This window comes from Spiroplasma chinense, assembly GCF_008086545.1.
Classification (GTDB): Bacteria; Bacillota_I; Bacilli_A; order Mycoplasmatales; family Mycoplasmataceae; genus Spiroplasma_A; species Spiroplasma_A chinense.
In genome coordinates, this window is sequence record NZ_CP043026.1 from 272,478 (window position 1) to 296,505 (window position 24,028).

At 26.3% G+C, this 24,028-nt stretch carries 16 protein-coding genes; 15 read left to right on the forward strand and 1 reads right to left on the reverse strand.

Annotated features, from left to right (window positions below):
• Position 1: 1 nt before the first annotated feature.
• Complete coding sequence (locus SCHIN_RS01295; protein ID WP_166507830.1) at positions 2-1,132, forward strand: citrate lyase holo-[acyl-carrier protein] synthase; 1,131 nt, start codon at positions 2-4, stop codon at positions 1,130-1,132.
• Complete coding sequence (locus tag SCHIN_RS01300; protein ID WP_166507831.1) at positions 1,125-2,159, forward strand: nucleotidyl transferase family protein; 1,035 nt, start codon at positions 1,125-1,127, stop codon at positions 2,157-2,159. The genes SCHIN_RS01295 and SCHIN_RS01300 overlap by 8 nt, the downstream gene beginning before the upstream one ends.
• On the opposite strand, the gene SCHIN_RS01305 is transcribed toward SCHIN_RS01300, so the two are convergent.
• Positions 2,146-2,925: a triphosphoribosyl-dephospho-CoA synthase gene (locus SCHIN_RS01305; protein ID WP_166507832.1), complete on the reverse strand. Its 780-nt coding sequence runs from the start codon at positions 2,923-2,925 to the stop codon at positions 2,146-2,148. The two genes, SCHIN_RS01300 and SCHIN_RS01305, sit on opposite strands and share 14 nt — an antisense overlap.
• A gap of 49 nt (positions 2,926-2,974) precedes the next feature.
• On the opposite strand from SCHIN_RS01305, the gene SCHIN_RS01310 reads away from it, so the two are divergent.
• From SCHIN_RS01310 to SCHIN_RS01370, 13 genes are all read left to right on the forward strand, one after another.
• Positions 2,975-3,610 carry a bifunctional 4-hydroxy-2-oxoglutarate aldolase/2-dehydro-3-deoxy-phosphogluconate aldolase gene (locus tag SCHIN_RS01310; protein ID WP_166507833.1) on the forward strand — a complete coding sequence of 212 codons (636 nt, stop codon included), beginning with the start codon at positions 2,975-2,977 and terminating at the stop codon, positions 3,608-3,610.
• A 104-nt stretch (positions 3,611-3,714) separates the two neighbouring features.
• A complete protein-coding gene (locus SCHIN_RS01315) occupies positions 3,715-4,083 on the forward strand; it encodes a hypothetical protein (protein ID WP_166507834.1) in 369 nt (122 codons plus the stop codon).
• Between the two features lie 110 nt (positions 4,084-4,193).
• The gene (locus SCHIN_RS01320; protein WP_166507835.1) at positions 4,194-4,574 is read left to right on the forward strand and encodes a hypothetical protein; all 381 of its coding nucleotides are present in this window, start codon (positions 4,194-4,196) and stop codon (positions 4,572-4,574) included.
• A gap of 103 nt (positions 4,575-4,677) precedes the next feature.
• Positions 4,678-8,520: an AAA domain-containing protein gene (locus tag SCHIN_RS01325; protein ID WP_166507836.1), complete on the forward strand. Its 3,843-nt coding sequence runs from the start codon at positions 4,678-4,680 to the stop codon at positions 8,518-8,520.
• 12 nt (positions 8,521-8,532) lie between these two features.
• Positions 8,533-10,803: a hypothetical protein gene (locus SCHIN_RS01330; RefSeq protein WP_166507837.1), complete on the forward strand. Its 2,271-nt coding sequence runs from the start codon at positions 8,533-8,535 to the stop codon at positions 10,801-10,803.
• Positions 10,804-10,805: 2 nt separating this feature from the next.
• The gene (locus tag SCHIN_RS01335; protein ID WP_166507838.1) at positions 10,806-11,897 is read left to right on the forward strand and encodes a hypothetical protein; all 1,092 of its coding nucleotides are present in this window, start codon (positions 10,806-10,808) and stop codon (positions 11,895-11,897) included.
• Positions 11,898-11,905: 8 nt separating this feature from the next.
• Positions 11,906-13,720 carry an AAA family ATPase gene (locus SCHIN_RS01340; protein WP_166507839.1) on the forward strand — a complete coding sequence of 605 codons (1,815 nt, stop codon included), beginning with the start codon at positions 11,906-11,908 and terminating at the stop codon, positions 13,718-13,720.
• Entirely contained in the window at positions 13,713-14,309 is a 597-nt protein-coding gene (locus tag SCHIN_RS01345; protein WP_166507840.1) for a 4Fe-4S single cluster domain-containing protein, read from the forward strand. The genes SCHIN_RS01340 and SCHIN_RS01345 overlap by 8 nt, the downstream gene beginning before the upstream one ends.
• A 149-nt stretch (positions 14,310-14,458) precedes the next feature.
• On the forward strand, positions 14,459-15,394 hold the full coding sequence (locus SCHIN_RS01350) for a hypothetical protein (RefSeq protein WP_166507841.1): 936 nt from the start codon (positions 14,459-14,461) through the stop codon (positions 15,392-15,394).
• A gap of 303 nt (positions 15,395-15,697) precedes the next feature.
• Positions 15,698-16,345 (forward strand): nitroreductase family protein, encoded by a 648-nt coding sequence (locus SCHIN_RS01355; RefSeq protein ID WP_166507842.1) that lies wholly within the window; start codon positions 15,698-15,700, stop codon positions 16,343-16,345.
• A 169-nt stretch (positions 16,346-16,514) separates the two neighbouring features.
• Positions 16,515-17,222, forward strand: coding sequence for a hypothetical protein (locus SCHIN_RS01360; protein ID WP_166507843.1), 708 nt, complete (start codon positions 16,515-16,517; stop codon positions 17,220-17,222).
• Between the two features lie 30 nt (positions 17,223-17,252).
• Entirely contained in the window at positions 17,253-19,409 is a 2,157-nt protein-coding gene (locus SCHIN_RS01365) for a hypothetical protein (RefSeq protein WP_166507844.1), read from the forward strand.
• 1 nt (position 19,410) lies between these two features.
• The gene (locus SCHIN_RS01370; RefSeq protein WP_166507845.1) at positions 19,411-24,021 is read left to right on the forward strand and encodes an ABC transporter permease; all 4,611 of its coding nucleotides are present in this window, start codon (positions 19,411-19,413) and stop codon (positions 24,019-24,021) included.
• Positions 24,022-24,028: the final 7 nt, after the last annotated feature.

Below are 24,028 nucleotides of genomic sequence, written 5' to 3' on the forward strand. Positions count from 1 at the left end.
TATGTTAGAATTAATTTTAGCGGCAAGAGAAAAGAGAACACTACTCTTACAAAATAAACTGTCAAATTATGATTTTATTGTAACTTTCGGTTTAAATATCCCAGGTGATCAAAAGTTGGGTGCAGACAAAGAAGCGTTCATAAAAAAATATTTTTTTGAATATGTTTCTTTTATAAATAAAACATATGATTCTCTTAATTATGAAGCTGTAGTTGACTCAGCAGGTTACATGTACTATGTATGATTTAATGATGCTGATGCATACGAAGTGAAAAAATTATCGTTAAAATTTGAACAAAGAATTGGAGACGTTAGCTCTTTAATTGATATTGATGTTTATTTAGACATAAATAATAAAATATCTAGACAAAACCTTGCAGGTTTTCCACGTAAATGTTTTATGTGTGATCAACCTGCAAAGGTTTGTGCTTTTAAACAAACTCATCCCTATGAAGAATTGGTAGCCTTTGCAAATAAAAAAATGTCTGAGGAAACCAGTTTTGTTTTGCCGCATGAATATATTTTTGATGACATTATAAATGAAATCTTAAAAGGAAATTATTTACCAGGAGATAGATTAAAAGAACTTGAACTTGTAAATATTTATAAAGTTAGTAGAACAAAAATTAGAGATGTATTAAAAGAATTAGAGAGTAGTGGCGTTGTAGTTACAAAAAAATCTATGGGAGCTGTTGTAAAAAAACTTACAACAGACGAAGTCATGGAACTTACTAATTTAAGAATTAAAATAAAAGAAATTCTCTTTTTGGATGTTTTTGAAAACTTAAATAAGAATGGTTATTATATAGTTGAAAACATTAAAAGAAATTTAAAAAAAATGGATGTAAACAATTACGATCTTGTAAAAAAATGAAACACACAATTTTATGTAAGACTATTTTCTATATCTAATAAAGAATATACTAAAAAAATATTTAAAGGATTAGAAATGGTTTTTGGTAATATAAATTACCAAATTAATAAAAAAATTCTAGAAGGTGGTTTTAATATGAGAGACTATCATTTAAGAATATGTGATGCCATTATGGATGAAAATTTCGAAGACTATCAAAAAGTTTTATCTGATTATTTTGCAACATTGAAAGATTTAATTTTAAATCTTGATGAGTAACTACGTTTTTGAAAAAATAAATTTAGACAGCAAAATATGAAAAAATAAAATTGAAAACTTTTTAGAAAAATTTAAATTAAAATACACAGATGTAGATTTAACTATTGTTGTAACTGAAAACAACAGTATTGTTGCAGTGTGTAGTAAGAAAAATAATTTAATAAAAAATATAGCTATTGATGAAAAACATTGAGGTGAAAATATTTCAAACACTTTAATTACAATGGTAATGAAAGAAATATTTCAGCAAGGTTATGATAGTGCTATGGTTGTAACTAAAGTTGAAAATAAAAAAATATTTGCATCTTTAAACTTTAAGTTAATATATCAAAACGAAAGAATTTCATTTTTAAGTTCTAATGATAAAGATTATTTAAGTTATAAAGAAATGATACAAAATTTAGATTATAAAAATAAAACTGCATTTATTATTTTAAATGCAAATCCATTTACATTAGGTCATGAACATTTAGTTGAAACTGCAAGTAAGGAAAATGATATTGTATATTTAATTCCGGTATTGGAAGACATTTCGTTTTTTTCAACTGACGAAAGAACTGAAATTATATTAAAAAACATTACTAAGTTTAGTAATGTTGAGTTGCTTAAAGGAACACAATATTTAATTTCAAATAATTTATTTCCAAGTTACTTTCTAAAATCAACAGAAGAAAGTATAAAAGAGCAATCTCAATTAGACGCAAATATATTTTGTGATTTAATAGGAAAAAATTTTTCTAAAGTAACAAGATACGTTGGTGAAGAACCTTATTCAAAAACTACAGAGATTTATAATAATATAATCAAAGAAGAATTAAATCAAAGAAATATAAAACTAAAAATAATAAAAAGGTTAGAAAAAAACAATGTAGCAGTAAGTGCTTCAATTGTTAGAGAGTGTATTTTTAAAAATGATTTGGAGACAATAAAAAAAATGGTTTCTAAAGAAACCTTTGAAATAATCTCTCAAGAGAAATATTATAAAAGAGCTTTAGAAAATCCAAACAAAATATTTAAGAATAATTAATTAGATCTAGAAAAATAACTAGAACTAAAATATCTGCACAACCACCTGGAGAAATATTGTTATTTATTGCTTGTTGATTTATTTCGAGTATTTCTTCAAATGTTAATTCGTTGTTAATTAACTGATTTTCAACTTTGATATAGCTTTGTTTGATTTCTAGTCAATTTTCAAAACCAATTTTATTTATCAAAGTTGTGTCGTCTAAATTAATTGTGAGATGTATTAGTGTTGTAAAAAGTTTTATGTTTTCATCTTTAATATTTAATTTCTTGTAAAACATATAGGTTTCAAAAACAATTTTGTAACCTTCAATTGCATAATCAATTGCATGTTTTAAATTATATTTCTCTACCATAGAATTTGATTTGGATACAGGTCTTGGAATTCTTGAAAGTTCTTTACAAAATTGTAATAGATAAGTTTCAAAATCTAAAGAAAGCATTTTTGATTTTTTAAAACAAAAATAAAAAATGCCGCAACAAAATATTAATCCTTTATGAGTATTTATATCCTTAGTCTTTTTAAACATAATTTGTTCGTATTTAAAACCAATTTGTTTTAATTGATTAAAAGTATTTATTGATTCTAAATTATTATCAATTTCCTTAAAATATGGAATGAAAGCTTTATAACTTTTTTGAAAAGTTTTAAAGTTCATATCTTTATGAGAACCTGAATTCTTTTTACTAACTAAACCTAGTGAGGGAAAGAAACTATATTCAGTTTTAATGGCTCTTAACATTAAAGAACTATATAAATTTCTCATAAAACACCTCTTAATATATACATTATATAACAGAAAGGAATTTAAAATTATGAGTGAGATACAAAAACATATTGAAAAGTTAGAGAAGCATAAAATTTCTACAATAATTAGAACTGATGATTTTGATCATGCATACAATATTGTTAAAGCTTCAAATGAAGCGGGAATAAAGTTTGTCGAGATTACTCTAACAATACCAAATGCACTAGAATTAATTAAAAAATGTAGTATTGATTTCCCAGAACTAAGTGTGGGGGCAGGAACTGTGATTACAATGGAAGATGCTAAAAATTCTTTAGAGTATGGTGCAGAATATTTGGTTTCACCAATAGCTATACCAGAAGTTGTTGAATGAGCAAAAGAACAAGATGTATTGTGCATTGCTGGAGCTTTAACTCCAACTGAAATGCATACACTTTGAAAAGCGGGTGCTGATTTAATCAAGTTTTATCCAGCAACTTCAATGCCATTAGATTACATTAAATTAATTCATAATCCTATGCCAGAATACAAATTCTTGGCAACTGGAGGTATTGATTATAACAATATTTTAGATTATATAAATGCAGGTTGTATTGCTGCAGGAGTTACAGCAGATTTAGGTGGAGCTGCAAAAACAGTTTCTTATGAAGAACTTGTAACTATTGCCAAAAAATATGTTGAAAAAGTAAATTCAATAAAATAATATTCAAAACCTATAGCTTAGCTATAGGTTTTTTTAAACTTGTTTATAACCAACACTTTAAAAGAGTTTAGATATGATAAAGTAATATTAGAGGGAATAATAAAATGAACGATAAAAGAAAATTTAACTTTACATATGTAATTATCACCTATATTCTAATGTTTTTATTTTTATTAGTGTATATATTTTTGATGTCTAAAAACTCAAATATGAGACCATACTTGGTTTGAATTTTTGTAGGTTTATACATCACATCAACTATGGTGGTAATACCGATTAGAACAATATTTGATATAAAAAAGAAATTATACCTAAACAATAGCGACCTGATTATTAAGAAAATGTGAAAAACCTGTTTTCTAGGACCTTTTGTATTTTTCTATTGAAATCACTTAATAAAAAACAGGGATAATGAAGAAGAAACAGACAAAGAGGCTGTTGAAATTAGTGCAAATAAACAAGAAAATGAATAAATATATTTTAAAAAAGAAAATACTTTTTAATATTTATATTTTCCAAGTTCTTTATGGTTTTGTTATACTTTGAAGAGTATAATTAAAGTATTAGAAAAGGGATGTTAATTATGGAATTTAAATTTAAAAGACAAATAAGAAACCTAAGATTAATAGTGCCTTTATTAGATTTAGTTATTTCAACTGCTTTGATAATTGGTGCAGTAGATCTAGCAAAGCCAATAAACAATAATAATTTTTCAATGCCTTTAAAAATATTCTTTGTACATCAAATAGCTATTTGTTATGTTTTTGCTTTATTAGCAAGATTCTTCTTAATAGATTATTTAGATAAAGATAACTATTTTGAAGATAATAAAGGATTGAAAAAGTTCATGCTAATTACAGCTTGAATACCATTGGTAAATATTTTAGTAACAAACTGAAAAACTTATGTATTATGTAAAAAAGCTCATTTACAAGAAGTAAAAGAGCATCAAACAAACGCTTAAAAAAGCGTTTTTTTAGTTCTAAATCCAAAAAGTCAATGTTTATCATATTTAACTAAGCAATATAAAATGCTATAATTAAAGGTAATTGATGGGGGAACTAAATATGGGTAATATTATTGAAAACAATGGCACAAAAGAACTCTTTTTGGATTTTTCTTATCTTCAAAATGTAATGTTCAAAGACAATATAGCTCAATTAGACCAAATAGTTGAAAGACTGGACATTGAAGGTATTAATACATACCAAGAATTTCAAAATTTCTTAAGATCTTCAATGGTTAAACAATGTTTTATCTGTTTAATTGATGATAAAACAAGAAAAGTAGGAAAAAAAGATACTAAACAAATTTACGATGCTATTGTTAGGTTAGAGATGAATTCAATAAGTCAATCAAAGTTTCCAAAAGATACTTATTTAGGGCTATTTGTAAATATAAATCCACAAACCCCATACCTAACTATTAATTCAATTTTTGAAACAAGGTTAAAACCCAGTCCTCAAGAATTTGAAACTACCATAAAAGAAACTCAAATTCAGGTTATTAAATACCAAAATCAAATGACTCCTGACGAAATATTAAGAAGAAGTATCTTAAACTCTTCAAACATATCACAACTTGGTAAACTGGTTTCTTCTTTTGAAGAAGAAAAAACCAAGTGATTGAATTATTTAGACTTTTCATCAGATTTATTAAATATACAAAGAAAAAATAGTCTACCATTTCTTGGTTGTTTTATAGAACAGGTTATAAAAGTTGAAAAGAAAAACTTTAATTCAGCTTTGTCTAATAAAATTCAAAGTGAATATAGTTCAAGAAATGATGTTTATTTAGAATTATCGGCAGAGCCAATTTTAAAAGGAAATGGTGAAGTCTATGAAAAGGTAAATATTATAACTTTGGATGTTTTAACTGATAATGTAAAAAAAGTTGAAAGAATTAGAAAAACTAATGATTTATCAATAATACCTTTTAGATTAAACAAAATATTTCCGCCAGTTTATAATCTGCAAAAAAACCCAGCAGAAATTTTTGATTTTGAATTCGAGAAAGTACAAGACAGCAGTAGCATTGTTCCACTTTCAAATTTGGTAGGTATAAAAAATGGACAAGAAAGTTTGATTGATTATTGACAAAAAGCTGGACATATAATTTTTGGTACACAAAAAGAAATGTTAGAAATAGAAAAGAACTTTTCTAAGGAATTTAGTGAATGAAAAGTTTTAAAACTTCAATATGAAATGTCTTTAGATATAGACTTAGATCTATTTAAAATTAAAAATAATATTGATTATTTATCAAGTGGATATTTAGCTTATGTTGGTATTGGAGAAGATGTTTTAATTGATAGAAGTAGACAAGTTTTAAAAAGAATAAGTGAAGGAAATACCAAAAACCCTTATTTGATAAATTATCTTTTTAATACAAAACTTATTGAACTTTCAGAAAGTGCAAACGAAGTTGAAATTAGTGATGATCAATTTAACTATAGTTTAAATTTTGAGCAAAAAGAAGCTGTTAGAAAAGCTTTAAATTCAAAAGATATTTTTTTACTGCAAGGTCCACCAGGAACAGGTAAAACACAAGTTATTTGTGAAATTATTTATCAGTTAAGTAAGTTAAATAGAAAAGTTTTAATCTCAAGTCAAAACCATGAAGCTATAAAAAATGTAGTTGATAGACTTCCTTATGAACCAAACGTTAATAGAATTAGATTAACAAATCAAATAAATGCAAAGAGTAAAAGTGCAAATAATTTTTCTCCTGAAAGAGTGGTTTATAATTACTATAAATCAATTGCAAAATCAATGTATGATGACATGATGGTAAGTCAAAATACTTTAGATGAGTTTAAAGAAATTGAAAGTAAACTTGAAAAATTGATTTTAAGTAATAAAGGTTACCACCAAAATAATAATCAAGTTAGAGAAATACAAAAACAAATTGATTCAATTAATGATCGAATTAAAGAATTAAGATTAAGTGAATTAAGTTCTATTGGTCTAAAAAATGAATTAAAAGAAGAACTTATAAATATAGAAAATTTAATTTCAGTTTTAAAAGATTTAGATTTCAAAATTGCAATAAGTGTTTCTGAAAAAATTAAAAAAGTTTATGAACAAGAAATTAAATTTGAATTAGATCAATTTGTTTTTAAAAACTCAATTGAATTAGAAGATGAAGGAAACATTTTTTCTGTGCTTCAAAAAGTTGCGCAAGAAATTTTATTTAGTGATGAAGTTTATGCAGATATTCAAACCGCAAAAGTTAGAGCTGTAGAGTTTAGAAGAAATGCAGAATTTGATTTAGCTCAACAAGAAGATGAAAGAATAGTAATGTTAGAAAAAATATTACTAAAAAATGAATCTGCAAATGAACTATTAAATATTTTTTCAACATTTTCAAAAAGACTTGATGATTTAAAAGTTGAATTAACTTTAAATCTTGAAAAAAGTAATGTTGTAGATAACGAAGTTGAATTAAATAGATTAGAAATTGAAAAAAATGAATTACAAGTTACAAAACAAAAACTAACTGAAGTTGTTGGAAGTGCAAGTGGAGAGTTAAGAGAATTAATTAAATATGCAAACTCTAAATTTAATTTATCACTTGGTGTTACTGACGTAGATTTAGAAGAACAAGTTAAGGCAGAGTTAAAAAAATACAGCACTAAACTTGAAGAGAGCAAATCAAAAAATGATGAATTAAAATACCTTTACGAAAATGTAAGTGAATATTTGAAAGACAGTTATGGTATTACAAATAATTGAAATGAAGAAATTGCAACTAAGAATTTTACAAATCAAATGATGCAAGAATCAAAAAGATATGCTTCATCAATTATTAATAATTTAGTTAATGTGTATGCTATGACTTTAACTTCATCAAACTTATTTAGATATAACAAAGATGACTATGCAAAAAAACTTGGTTTAGATGAAATTAACCTAAGAACTATGGATGTAGATGTTGTGATAATTGATGAAGCTTCTAAAGCTACACTATTAGAAATTTTAATGCCTTTAGTTTATGGAAAGACATTAATTTTGGTTGGTGATTACAGACAACTACCTCCAATTTTAAAATTACAACCAAGTGACGTTGATACAGTTAATGAATTAACTGGTAAAAATTATAATTACCAACAATTATTTGAACTATTAGATCAATCTGCATTTAAAACATTAGTTGGTGCTAAAAATAAATCAGTAACAACAATGTTGAAAACACAATACAGAAGTCACGGACAAATAATGGATATAGTTAATAAATTTTATGATAATGAATTAAAAGTTGAACCGCAAGTAAGTGAGCAAAAAAGACATGACCTAATTGTTAAAACAAAAAATGGAAGTGACTTTATTGGACCTCACAGTTCAGTTTATTGAATAGATTCTTCTAATGATGAAAACGATCAATTAAGTTTTGAACAGAGCGAAGAATATTCAACAAGTTTATTTAATGATTTAGAAATAAAATTAACTTTAGAAACATTAAAAAATATAGATAAAAGTTTAGAAGGTAAAACTTTTGCTAACAAACCAACCCTTGCAGTAATTAGTTTTTATGGATTACATGTAAATAAATTAAAAAAAGAAGTTAGAAGAAATAATTATAAAAACTTTGAACTTATTGTAAACACTGTTGATGATTTCCAAGGTAAAGAAGCTGACTATGTTATTGTAAACTTGGTTAGAAATCCTGAAAAACTTTCGTCAAGAAGTGGTAGAGAGTTCTTAAAGAAATACGAAAGAATAAATGTTGCTTTCAGTAGAGCAAGAGAGTTACTTGTAATAATTGGAGCACAAAGAGCTGTTAATGATATTACAGTTCAAATACCAACTGTAGAAGATCCAAATGTTTCAAACACATATGAAGTTTATGCAGATATAATTGCAAAAATTGATTTTGATCATGGATTTAAAACAGCAAAAGAAATTTTATAGGAGGAAATAAAAATGATATTTGATAAAATTGAAATTCTTTATGAAAAGTTTTGTTTACCAGTAAAAATTAAATATTCTGAAACTAGAAAACCTACGTTTATGGAATTTTTAATTTTATCAATCATTTTAGAATACCCCAATAGAAATAAATCAATTAGAAAAATTTTAAACGAAGACTTTAAAATTTTAAATGTTGAATTATTTGAAAGAGCTTTAAAAGATTTAATTAATTTTAAAATTATTGAACTTAAAAAAACTCAAGCAGGTTGAAGTACTTTAGGAATTGATTTAGCAATTGATAAAATTGAAATTAATGAATTACTAAAAGAACAATTTATAAAAAAAGAATTTGTTATTTCTCAAATGGATAAAAATTTAGATGTGAACTGAATTTACGATCCTGTAATGGAAGGTTATGAACTTTCAAGAGAACAAGAATGAAATAAAAGATTAAATGGTGTTAAACTTTCACATAAATTAAACTTTGTAAAACCAGGAGATAAATTTTATTCTGAAAAAGATATAACAAATAATGCAAGTAATTTTGTAAATGCTAAACCCGAATATTTTGGAGATAATGCAATGTTAACTCGAGTAGAATTAAATAAAGAAATTGGTTTGGAAGATTTAAATTTAGCAAAACAATTAACTAATACTAAACCTTGTGCTAATGAAGCGTTTTTAGAATTTTTTGAAAATGATACTTTTAAATTAAGAACAGATAATATTTTCTTAGAAAATTATTTTAGAAAAAACCCAAACGTTTCTAAAGATATTGCAATAGATGTTGCAAACAAATATTCTGAAAAAATAAAAGAACGTTTTGTACCAAAAAGAAATTTCAACTCATTAGATAAATTCCAAAAAGAACCAGATTTAATTTCAAACATTAATGTTAGATCAAGTTGAAATTTACTTTTAATAAATGGACAAGATATTACGTCAACAAACAAAATGTTAAAAAATAAAGATTTAATATCAAATGTTAAAATTATTATTTTTTATAATTCAAAATCTAATGATAAAACTATTGAAGTGGTTGACGATAAAATTGTAGCTTATCTTGAAAGTTCGGGACACGAAATTTTAAGAGATAACTCATTGATTTATTTAGATTCAGAAAATAATGCAACTGGTTTTTCAATCGTAGATAAACACATACCTACAATCAATCAATTTATTCCAGTTGTATACGCTTATAAAAATAAAGGTAAAGTTAGAATTGAAGAATTGTTTGAAGATAATTTGGTTAGATTATTTGAAAATTACGAAAACGAATTATTTGAAGGAAGATTACAAACTTCAACAATAATGTTAAATCTTTTAAAACGTATTGGTTTAGAACAAAAACTTTACCAAGTGCTTTATGATTATTTAGCAAGAGAAATAGATGACCAAAGCTCATTTGAAAAACTAAACGACTTTTTAGTGGAAAGCGACAACTTAGAAGGAAGTGTCTTTCTAGAAAAATGTTTGAAGGATGTTTTAATTAACGCTTCTCAAACAAGAGATTCAGAAGCTATGATGTTGTTGTTAGAAAAATACAAATTTAAAAGTACTTCAACATTATTTGAAATGTTGAACAATATAAAATTAGATAATGATATTAACTTTATATTTAGAATCAATTCATTATTAGATGAAAGAAAAATTGATGGATGAAAAGTCAATGTAAGAAATTGTTTGGTTAAAGTATTGGAATATGCAAAAGATAATTTGAGATCAGAGTTACTTTCTTTAGATAAATATCGTTCGACTGTTTGAAAAGAACATGCAGCTACAATAAACAAAATTGGAAATATAACAAAAGAACTTTACAATAAAAATTTTGAAGTTGTAGAAAAAAATTATCAAGACATGTTAATTTCAGTTATTGATTTAATTAAATCTAATAATGAAATACAAGATTATAAAAATTATTTATGATACTTATCAGAAACTTTAGTAGATTTCTATTCTAATTATTATGAGTATAAAATAAATGAAATGCAAAACTCAGACTCAAACTTAGTTGAATACAAAATTCAATTGGTAGCAGGAAATGCGATTAACAAAATTGAAGAAAAACTTGATTCTATAATTGATGTTAAGGCAAGAAAATTGCCAATAGAATTAAAACTTGAATGAGCAAAACATGTTGAAAATAAAAGAGATCTTGTTAATGAGATAATTAAAAAAGATGACAGTCTTTTATACTTGGCTTTAAATTTAGTGTTTGGTAAAAAAGATGATTTCAACGCAGAGAACTTGCAACGTTATCAAGATAAATTGGGAGGATTATAATTATGAGTATGTCAGCAGAAGAAATTTTGCTTAATTGCAAAAAACAATTTGATTTTATAAAAACAGATATAAATGTTTTGCTCGCATATATTCAAGAAATGATTTTACATTGTAGAGAAATCGATAATTCTGGATATTATGAAGAACAATTAAAACAATTAGAAAAAAGAGTTAAAGATGAAATTGAAGATTTAAAATATGCAGATCAATATGCAAAAGAAGTTGAAGGACAAGTTCATGTAGCAACCGAACGTTATCATGAAATTCAAAGATTTGCAGAACGTAAAAGAGAAATGATTGCAGATTTTAAAACTGAAGTTTTTATGTTAAAAAAAGATGTTGTAAAAAAAGAACAAGAAGCAATTGCAAAAAAACTTAGTGAGTCTATGTTTTCAAGTTTTGAAGAAATGGTTAACGAGTTTGTGTCTTTACAAGACACTTTAGATGATAAGGTTTTGGTAAAAAACTATTTTGATAAATATGAAGCAGTGTTAAGAAATAAATCTAAAGAAGAAATTATTGAAGAGTTAAAAAATCACTTAACAAGCGAAAAAGAATCATTCAAGTTTATTGCAAAACAAATGATAAACTCATCAATACAACTTTATGATCAAGACCAAGATGTTGTTAATGCCATTAAAGAAGATGCAAAAGATTTTTTACAAAATTCAAATGAACAAAATATTTTTGAAGATGCTAAAAAATTCTTTGTAAATTCTTCAAGAAATGCAGAAAATGAAGCAATAAGAAAAGATAATGTTATAAAGATTGTTAAAGCAATTCGTGATGTAGGTTATATTGTAAATGAAAACAATATTAGAAAAATTGAAGAAAAAAATTTAATTCTAATTCACGGAGAAAAAGTTACTGGTGAATCAGCTGACTTTGCTGTAAGATTAGATGGAAGTTTTATTTATAATTATGAAGGGTTCGAGGGAAAAGAACATGATGCTGATGCTGATGCTTTCTTACAAAAATTGAGAGAGCAAGGTATTCAATCACAAGATGCCTTCAACAAACAATACAGAGAACCAAAATATATTGCAAAAAATCAACAGTCATTAGTTAATAAAAAAACAAAATCAGATAAGTAGGTGCAAATATGAGTGTAAAAAGAGAATTAAGTCAATTACAAAATTTAATAGGAATTAAAAAAGCAATCGTTATTGAAGGTAATGTTGATGATATTTATGAACTTGAAGGTAAGTATGTTAATTTACATGAATACTTAATGAAAATTTTTGATAACAAAAAATATACAGACAGATTCTTATACGACAGAAATTCAGGTATAAGAGGACAAAAAATTAGTAATTTAATTTTGACAAGTGATGATAAAAAAGCTAATGGTGAAAGTGTTGCAGATGATTTCGATGAATTATTTGGGAATCAAAGTGGTTCAACTTCAACAGGAGAAGAATCAACACAAATAAAAAAACCAATAGAGTTTTTTGCTGTTTTAAATAAAAATTTAAATAGAGATGATAATCGTAAAATTGGTTTTGTAGCTGATTATACAAACTTTGTATTTAGTGATCAAGGTTTAGATATTGATGACAGATCTGTTTTAACAGAGTTTTCAAAAACTTTAAAGGAATCTAAATTTATGATTTCAAATATTGATGAATTATCAAACTGTGTAATTTTTGTTACTAAAAAAATTAATCAATTACCTCCAAGTCTTTATTTGGATAATCCAGATATGTTAATTGTGACTCTACCAAAACCAAGTAGAGATGAAAGACACGAATTTTTAGCAACAGTTAAATCGAGAATTCAAGTTACAGATATTGGAACTGAATTTGAAAATATAGTTGATGCAACAGATTCGTGAACAATTAAAGAACTGTCTCACTTTGTTAAGTTCTCATGTAATTTTAATCAACCAACACCATTTAATAAAATGTTAAACATTTATAAATATGGAGAAAAAACTTCTCCATGAGAAGATTTAAGTTACGACAAAATGATAAACATTAAAGAAGAGTTGAAAAAAAGAGTTATAGGACAAGATGATGCAATTGAAAAAGTTTCAAAAGTAATTTATAAAGCTTATACAGGTCTTACTGGAATTACTTACTCTGCAAAAAGAAGTAAACCCAAAGGTACATTATTTTTTGTAGGACCAACAGGTACTGGTAAAACAGAACTTGCAAAAGCAATAACTTCTTTCTTATTTAATGATGAAGCAAATTTAATAAGATTTGATATGTCTGAATATGGACAAGATAATTCTGACCAAAAACTAATAGGAGCGCCTCCTGGTTATGTTGGTTTTGAAGGTGGGGGACAACTTACAAATGCAGTTAAGGAAAAACCATTTTCAGTAATCTTGTTCGATGAAATCGAAAAAGCTAGTCCAAAAATATTTGATAAGTTTTTACAAATTCTTGAAGATGGAAGACTTACAGACAACACGGGACAAACAATTAGTTTTAGTGAAAGTTTTATAATCTTTACATCAAATATTGGAGCGGCTGAAGTTTCTCCTAATCAAGATAAAGATGCTATTTATAAAGAATTTATCAGCAAAGTTCAGCAACACTTTACTTATGAATTAAATAGACCTGAACTATTGGGAAGATTTGGAAATAACATTGTGCCTTTCAACTTTATTAAAGACAATTCTCTTAAAGCTGGAATTATTAAACAAAAAGTTAGACCAATTCAAATTGCAATTTATGAAAAATATAAAGCAGAATTACATATAGATCTTGCAAATGATTCTATTATTTCTATTCTACTTCAAGATGCAGATGAAAGAAGAGGGGGACGTGATGTTTTAAACTCACTTGAAACTAATTTAGTTGACCCTCTATCAGAATTTGTATTTGAAAATTTACAAAACTTAAAACCAGGAACAAAAATATCTGTTCAACCAAGTGATAAAAAATTAGTCTTTTCTTTAAATGTCTAATATAAATGTTGCCAAATTTTTAATGAACAGTGAAATTGAAGGCCCTGGAACAAGATTTGTAATTTGATTTCAAGGTTGTAATATAAACTGTAATGGATGTTCAAACCAAGAGTTAATACCTCTAGAACCTAAATATTTTATTCCTACATCTTTATTATTTGAAAAAATACTTGAAGCTAAAGAAGAATTTTGTATTGAAGGTGTTACATTACTGGGTGGAGAACCTTTTTTACAACCAGATGCATTATTAGAATTAACAAATTTTTGTAAAGCAAATGACTTGACTGTCATTTGCTTTACGGGATATATTTATGAAAAGCTAAATCTAGAATATCAAAATATACTATCAAATATTGATATTCTAATTGATGGACCTTTTTTGATAAAGCAATTAGATTATAAACGTAGGTTAATTGGTAGTAAAAATCAAAGAGTTATCAAATTAACTGAGTTTTATAAAGATTGTGATTACTTTGAAAAACCCCATTCAGAAATTGAAATACAATTGTATAACAACAGACTTTCAATGAATGGTGATGGTGTAGTTTTTGATAATGAATTTGGTGAATTTAAATTTAAAATTAATTAATTCCTTTTAAGGAATTTTTTCTTTTAACTCTGAATATAGTGCCAATTCAAGTTATAATAAAAATTGTATTATTTTTTAGAAAATGAGTGAAGAAAATGAATAATAAGTTTCAAATATATTTAAACAAAATTTTGAACTTAAGAGTCATTATGACTGTAATAGTTATTTTGGGTTCAATAACAGCAGTATTGGGTACATACCTTACAAATTACCATCTTTTAACAGATAGTCTTCAAGTTTTAAGGTTTGGTGATTATCGAACAAGCGAACAAAAACAATGACAGAGAGAAATAAAGGAAGAAAATAGTAAGATAGAACTAAATAATAAAAAAAGTGTCTACTTGTTATCTTTTGATGGTATTTTATATGACCTTCTAGTTAAGTACACTTTAGATGACTATTTAAAAAATAAATTGGAAACAGGGGAGCTATATTCTAGACAATACAATATTTTTACATATGAAACTAAATTAGGCTTTAGAAATATTTTAGGGGGCTATAAAACTAGAACTGATTTTAATATTTTTAATCTTATAGCAAATTCAAAAAACCCACTTAAAACTTTTGCAGTTTATTCATGAGAACCTATGAGAACAGCTGTTTTGTCAAGAAATACCCACATTGATAAAGAATATAATTTAGAAAGATACCCGTATGAGGGTTATGCGCACAGCAAACTAAATAAAAAATTTAATGATGGAAAAGAATTGATGGATTTTTCAACAGGCCTTCTTAATGAGTCTGTAGAAACCAAAGACTATAACTTTTATTTCTATTTAGATGATGTAGCAGATAATGCAGGGCACTTATGGTTGAAATTAAGTTCAGATTATATAATAAATACTTACAAGTATTACTACAATATCATAGGCACATTATTAAAAAAATTTGAAAATGACCCAAATACTTTGGTCATTGTAACAACAGATCATGGTAGAAATAAAAACGGTTATAATCACGATTTTTGAGATAAAAATGCTTATAAAGCTTTTGTTGTTGCAAATCACAATTTGAACAACATAATTAATAGACCATTTGTAAATTACATAGACATTATGCAAGCTATTTACACATTTCTTCAATAATTAAACTAAATACATCAGATCTTATAGCAAGATTTGATGTATTTTTTTGTAATTTTTTTTCATATTCAAAAAAACTCTTGCATATTTTATATAATTGAATATACTTAAATTGTAATTAAACTAATTAATTACATAACACAATTTAAAAGAAGATTTGAGTTGAAATGCTCATGTAAATATTTAAAATTTAATATTTGCTTACATTAAACTATATGTATAACAATAGTTTAATTATTTTATTGGAAAAATAACCAATACTCTATTAGATCTCTTCTTAAATACATTTATAAGGAGGACACAAGTATGTCAAAAAGTTTAGAATTATTAAAAGAAAGAAGATCAGCTAAAAGATTTGTTAGTGACTTCGAAGTAAGTGATGCACAAATTACAGAAATCTTAGAATCTGCAAGATTTGCACCATCATCATTTGGAATGGAACCATTTAAATTAGCTTACATTTCAAATAAAGATATTAGAAATGAATTATTAGAACCATGATGAAACCAACCAGGAGTAAATACTGCATCTGGATTATTGGTTTGAATGACACCATTAGAAGAAACAATCGAAAAAGAAATTATTCCTTCACAAAATGAAAGAAACATTCCTGAAGAATTTAAAGATATTCGTGAACAAATGACTGGTGGATTACACGCAGCATTAGCAGCACACGGAATTTCACACGATGAATGAGCATCAAGAGGAGCTTACATTTCATTAGGTACTGTTTTAGGAACAGCACAAGAATTAGGAATCGATTTATGTCCATCAGAAGGATTTGATCCTAAAGCTGTTGGTGAAGTTTTAGCAAAACACGATATTATGGATAACAAAAAATGAAAAGTTGCTGTTGGAGCATTTGTTGGTAAAGTTGATACTAACCAAGATTTCCACCACTTCTTCTCAAAAACAAGAAAGCCAGCTGACGAATCATACAAAATCGTTAAATAGTTATAAAAAATCAAAAAACACAAAGTTTTTTGATTTTTTTTGTCTATTTTGGATAAAAATTTTTCTAAAACTTAAAAATTGTTTGATTGCTTTTTTCTTATTTATTTGTAAACTCTTAATATCAAGTAAGAATGAAGAAAAGAAGAAAAGAAGGAAAGAGGTTAGTTGTATGAAAGCTGTTAAATACAGAAGATTAAAAATTAGAACATTTTTAGCTGTTATTTTTTTAACATTGTCGATTTTCATTGCAACTAAAAAATCTGAATTAAGTAGCGAAGGGCATTTTTCAAAAATTATTCCCATGTTTTTCTATGTTTTTAAAAACTCAATTGCTCTAGCTATAATGTTAGCATTTGCCGCCTTAACAATACGTGTCGTAGTTCTATTTTTTACAAAAAATAAATTAAATTTTAGATCAATTCAAAGAAATAAGAGCATTGTAATAAACTTATTCTTGATTTTTACTATACTTTTTATATTTTCAAAAGGTCTTTCAGAAAACTTTACAAAAATGTTTGCTTTAGTAATTTCAAGCAATGTATATGAACAATTATACGTTTTTGAAATTACTATGTTAGCTATTTGTTTGGTTTTGTCTATAATATCTATTATTTTGTTAAAAAGAATATCTGGAGACAAAATTGTTTTTAATCAAGAAATAATAATAGATCAATTTCTAGCCGAAATTGATGCATTACATAAAAATTATGTTGGAATTGAATTTGAATTAAGAGAAAATGAAGAAGTTTTTGAGAACAAAGTTAAACTATTTATTTCAAAAACTAATAAACAAAGAATCATGATACATTCTGTCAAAGAAAGTGATGAATTAGCAGTAGATAAAAAGGCAAAAATGCCACCAACTTTTCTTTTTTAATATAAAAAAAAGAAAGGAATTAGAAAAAAAATGATAAAATCAAAAACACTTATTATGCTTGCGGGAGTAGGTAGTCTTTCTGCCGCCGCTGTGATACCTGTTGTTGTTCTATCAAATAACTTTTCAGATACTTTTAAAAAAGCAAATGATGGAAGTGATGCAACAAGAGTTCCAGATGCTTCATTAGATGAAAGTTTAAAAGATTCAAACCAAGGGTTTGAAGCAATATCTGTATTAGGAATTAAATCTGAATTAGATTCAGTAGACAACTTAAGTGAACAGTCAATGAAAGAAAGACTTTACGCAGCAAATAAAAAATTAGTAGGAAAAGAAATTTATATTAAAGGAATTACATTAAAAAAAGTAAAATTTACAGTAGAAAATTATTCAGGAACAGCTGAGGTTAGTTACAAAATTACAGACCTTAACAGTTTAATTAAAGAAAAAGAATTAGGAAAAATTAAAGATGTTAGATCGACATCAATTATTGAAAAAATTAAAGAAATAAATCCATTATTATCAGGAGTGAGTTTTGAAGACGAACTTAGCTTCGATATAGTTTCTCTTGATAAAATATTGGTTACATTAAATGTTGGAGAAGGAAACACTAGATCTGCAAAAGACTATTCACAATCATTAACATTAGATTATAAATGTACTTCAATTGAAGGTTTATTTTCAGAAAATGATTTAGGAGAAGTTGTAGATCTTAGAGAAGCAAATATTTCAAATAAAGTTAAGGCTGCAAATAATCATTTAGCATTTGCATCAGAAAAAGAATATGAATTCAAATTTGTTGATGCAGCAGCTCAAAGTCCAAATGGTGTAAAAGTTAACTTATACTACAATGGTCAATTACAAAAATTTGATGATGCTAGTTTCTTAAACATTACATATAATGTAAGTTCAATTGAAACTATTATTACAAACCTAAATTTAGGTGAAATTAACAGTATTTCATCAGAGGATATTTTAAACAAAGTAATTAGTTTAAACCCAATTTTTGGTAATTACAATGCACTAAAAAATACAACTGTTAAATCAATTGGTTTAAATAGTGCAGTTATTTCAAACACAAACTTAAAAAGCCAAGTTACAGTAAATTATGTTATTAAAAATTTATCAGGATTATTACTATCAACTGATATTTCTGATGTAGAAAACTACAACAGTAGTAGTTCTACTGAAAGAGATAACGCATTAATTAAGTTGATAAAAACTGCAAATCCAATTTTAAATGATTTAAGTTCATCATCAATGAATATTTCTTCAGTTAAATTAAATTCAAGTTTTGGATTAACAGATGAATATATTTCAGGAAATAGTTTTGTTTTAAGTATAAGCGGATACAACGGAACTCTTTCATATACATTTAAAATTAAAAGAATTAACATTGAAAAATTCTTAAAAGTAACAGACTTAGGAAGTATTTATTGAATTAATTCAAGTGAAATTATTCAAAAAATTAAAGATAGAAATGGAGCTGACTTTAATCAAGATGAAATGGTTTTCTCAACTCCAAATTATACTGGTTTACAAGTTACTGCAAAAACAGGATCATATAATTACTATGGAGTTGTAAACATTAAATACACAACCACATTCAAAAAAACAACAGGATTCAATTTAAATGCTGCAACTAATGGTACAATTTCAAGTGATACATTTACTGCAGACCAAGGTGTTTACGGTAATGGGCTATGAGGAAGTCACGTTACAACTTCATCATCATCTTCAGTAGAAATGAAATATGCAATTCCTGATGGATATACAAAAGCTTCAGCTGCATATAGTAAATTTAAATTTAATGCAGTTGTAAAAGCAACTAGTTTACAAGCTGGAAAAACAGTATCAGCTTCAACTTTAAATAGCAACCAAACTTCAAGAGAGATTTCTGTTAACCTATCAAGTATTTCAACTAGTTACTCTGGTCAAACAAGTTTTGGGCAACAATCATACAGTCTAACTTTCAGAACAAGAAACTGAACTGGAGCATACTGTACTGGTGGAGACAAATCTTGAGGGTACTCAACAAACATTAATTATCAAATAGCAAGAGAAACAACTGGTGGAGTAGATTACATTAAGATTAAATTCTTATTAAGTTCATCAATGGAAACTTATTCAACATGTGATAATGTTCTAGCAGATTACCAAGTATATTTAAATTCAGTAGATATTAGTTAGTATGAAAAGTTTAGATAATAACAATGAATTAAATAAAGATAAAAAAATTAAAGTTGAGAAAATAAAAAAAGAAAAAGTATCAAAAGATAAGCCAGAGAAATTTAAATATAAAAGACTGATCTTGAAATCAGGATTTAAAAACGCAGTAAGAAATATATTCCAGTTATTTGGTTTAGCAATTTTAGTAGCTACAACATTTATGATTTCAATGAGTGTTGTAATTACAAATGGTAGAGTAAACAATAATTATAAAAATATATTAACAACATCTGTACAACATGACTTTATAGTTGATGTAAGCAATTCACCAAGGGTTTCTTTTCAAGAAGATCAATGAATTGGTGGAGAAAATATTGACGAATTCAGTAACCAAGACTTATTTGAACAATACCTAATGAATGTTTTGTCAAGAAAAGGTATTAACAAAGATAATTCCGGACAAGTTACAGGTAACGATTATTTTGATTGAAGTAGAACAGAGACAAGAAATTTCTACGGTTTACAAAATAATCAGACAGATTTAAATGTCAAAGTTATAACAAAAACATCTTTAGTTGATGAATCTAAAGATGTTTCAAAAACAGGACAACCTCCTGTAGATAAATTGGTTCTAGAAAACAATCAAACTGAAAACATTTTTTCAGAAGATAAAGATATTTCTAGAAGACAAGTTGTTATGCAAAGTAATTTTGCCAGCAAAAACAATATTAAAATAGGAGATATAGTTAGGCTAACACCAGATAATTATGGAAGTGAACTCTTAGTAAAAAAAGATGTAACTGACATTGAATTTGGTGGTGAAGTTAGCATAACTGATGAAACTGTTGGAATTGATAGTACCATTTATAAAGACCAGAACTGATTTCAAGTTATTGGATACGGTACATCTGCAGACTTTATATATCCAACTATTGGAACACAAAGTATAATTCCATCAAGTAAAACTGACATGACAGCTTATGTTGACCCTGCAGTTTTTGGATTGACTGAACAAAGAGTTAACCCAAAAGAAGGTAGTCAAATTATTCTTTACAGTTATGATCTAGCTTCATCTAAATTAAGTGTTCAATCTGAAAACGATAGAGAAATTTACTTTTCAGGTAAATTTATAAATGATCCCGAAGATGTAGAAGGATATTTAGAAGCATTTAATAATGAATGAATTAGATATGGTCATGTTAGTTCAAGTAAAGTTAAATTATTTTATAAATTAAATGACCCAGGATACAAATGATCAATTAGAACATCTGCTTATAGCAAAGTTATTTTATCTTATTGATTAATGTCGGCTTTCATTATTGTTTTAATAACAATAATATGTATATTTTCAGTAACATTGATTGTTAAAAAACAATTTGATGATGCAAAAAGTAAATTGGGAACATTTAAAGCAATGGGGTATTCAAATAGAGAATTGTTAGTATACTTTGTAGCAACGCCTTTCCTAATTGCTGGAGTTGGTGCTTTAATGGGTTACATTATTATGATGGCAGCTCAAAATGCTTTAGTTGCAGTATTCTTAAATTACTTTAGTTTACAAAGTACAACTGTCCATTCATTTTGATGACAAGCTATACTTATAATTCTTGCAATTATAGGAGTGCTTGTAGCAACAACACTTACAATTGGATATTCAGTTATAGAACAAAATGCATTATATCTATTAAGCGGAAACGCTTCTAGAAAAAGCAGTAGACTTGGTATGTGAGTTAAAGTCTTATTTAGAAAAGCACGACCAAGTATTAAATTACATGCAGCACTTACAATAGGTTCTATGCCAAAAATTATAGGTACAAGTTTTACATTATTAATTTCAACTTTCTTAATTTCTATAAGTTTAATAACACCAGATATTTTGAGAAAAAATAGTAGTGCAACTTTTGCAGGATTAAATTATTCAGGAACTGTAGAATATAACGAACCAGTTCTAAATAACCCTGCAACCTTCTTTAAAACTTATAATCCAAATAAGGATAATGATTGAAAATACAAATCAACTAATTTAGTTACAGAAATTAATGATGCAACAAACAACCCAACTCAATATGAAACAGCCTATCCGATTGTTTCAAATGGAGATGGAACTTATAAGTATGATACAAAAAAAATAATCAAAGATTTGATGAATGGCGACATAAGTCAGAATTATTGATCATACAATATACCTACTAATGTAGATAAAGACCCAACAGCATATTATGAATATGCAAAAGTAAACTATTCAAACTGAAAAAATCTATCTCTTCAATATCTTGAAGCTTTAGATTCTATAAATACAGATATTGATTATAGTGATGGTCAAATACCATTTACAGCAATTACTTCATTAACAAAACAATGAACGGATTATAAATACTTGATTGATGATATTGAATCAACAGCTATTTCTCTAAGTTCATCTGCTAATGGAGGAAATCTTTACGAAAATTCTTTACGTAAAATTGCTTTAAGTTTACAAAACTTTTACAAAAAATACCATAGTGGTATACCAGTTAAAATTAACAGTTCTTATTTAAGTGGTTCAAAATTAAATAGTGAAGCTGTTAGTGCAATTGATTTTGATAAACAATTAATTGATTCATCAACAAACCAAATTTATGACACATATAAAGTTAGAACACCACTTAAATTAGCAACAAAAGCTAATCCATTATTCTATGGTTTGAGTGGATCAAACGAATCAACTTCAAGTGACGAAACTTGAAGAGCTACTGTATCAAGTTTTGCAAAAGATTTAAATGTAAAAGAAAATTCTTTACAATTTAAAAAAGAAAAAATGGAATCAGTTGATGTAAATGATAAAAGTTTAAAAACTGATGATTTAATTAAATTTAATACTTATTTAATTACATGATACTGAATAAACTTTGAAGGAAAAATTGGAACTATGTTATTAGAAGCCAATTACCAAAATTCAAATAACGTTGTTCAAAAAAGTATTATCCAAAAAATTGAAAATGGTGAAAATTACAATATTACAACCGGAGTAGTGCCATATGATTTAGAAAAAGAAGAGTTAGGAACTCTTATTAATGGGATTTATAAAACTTCTCAAAACAGTCAAAAAATTAAAATTTATGGTATCGATGAAGATACCAGAGCAGTTGATTTAAAAGATACAGCTGGAAATAACTTAACACCTAACTTGTTTGCGACTTTGGCAGATGACTATAAAGATTACACACCAATTGTTGTTAATCAAACTGTTGCAAAAAAATTAAACGTTGGATTTAAAGACGTTATTGACATTGATGTAATTAAAAAAGCTTTATTAGATAACGATAATAAAACTTTGAAATTAGATGATGTTCAAATGGGAGTTAAATCAGCTTACAAATATGATGGAGAGTCTACAACTAACGATATTATTTCAGAAGCTAAAAAGAATTATTATGCTTACAACTCAAATAATAAAGGTTGAAACTCAACTTCAACATTTGATACAGCTAAAATTAACGGCTATAAAGTAGCTTCAAGTTCTGTAGGAGATCTTGGAACTAATACAGAAATTTTAAATGCAGTAAATAGCTCAAAAGTTAAAGTTGAAAATTTATCAGAGTCTAAAAAATTTATAGTAGTTGGAGTAAGTGATAACTATGGTGAATCAAAAGCTTGAATTTCAAATGAAAATGCAAATGATGTATTGGGTTATAAAGAAGTTAAGAAATATTTCTTTAACAAATTCTTTATTAATGAATGAAAATCAAGCCCGGGACTTAAAAATTTCTATGATGTAACAATTATGGAAGATGTTACAAAAGCTCAATGAGAGAACTTTATTAATTTATGGGAATTAAAAATTGCCAATTGAGAAGATGGAGATTATTCAGATTCCCCACCTGGAGTAAATAATCCTTATGATGACTTTGTTCAATCATATTTAAATATTTCTGATGAAGCAACCGCTGCGAAACGAAGTGTTAGAAATTCTGCAAATTATTTATTTAAAATGTTTAATAACTTGTATCCAACATTTAACTATAAATTTTTATTAGATGATGAATATGATGATCAACAAAGTGTATCTCCAAAAACTCAAGCTTATGGAGATTACAGCGCAAACGGAATGGTTGGGTCAAGTAGTATAAGTACAGATTCAACTGGACTTTCAACTATTGAATACACACAAGGTCATGAACAATCAGGTATTGCAAATAACTATTTAATGTCTGATAGACACAAGTTGTTAAAAAACATTGAAGATTTAACTACCTTATTAATTTATGTCATCATGTTTGTAGCACTTATTATTTCGATAATTATTATTGTTATTACAACTTCGTTAATTATTGAAGAAAATTCACAGTTTATAGCAACAATGAAAATTCTTGGATATTCAAATGCCTATGTAATGATGCAAGTTTCAGGAATTTACCTAATGCCAATATTGATTATGTTTGGTGTAGGGTTTGTTTTAGGAAACTTGATGTTATCGAAAGTGACAACATATATTTCAAAAAATTATGCATTTGTTATACCATTTAACTTTGGAATTTATGTTCCATTTGCAGTTCTTGGTATATTGTTATTAATTTATGTATCAACAATAACAATAACTTATAAACGATTCTCAAGAATCAAACCAACAGACTCACTACAAATTAGTAGTTAGAAGGAGG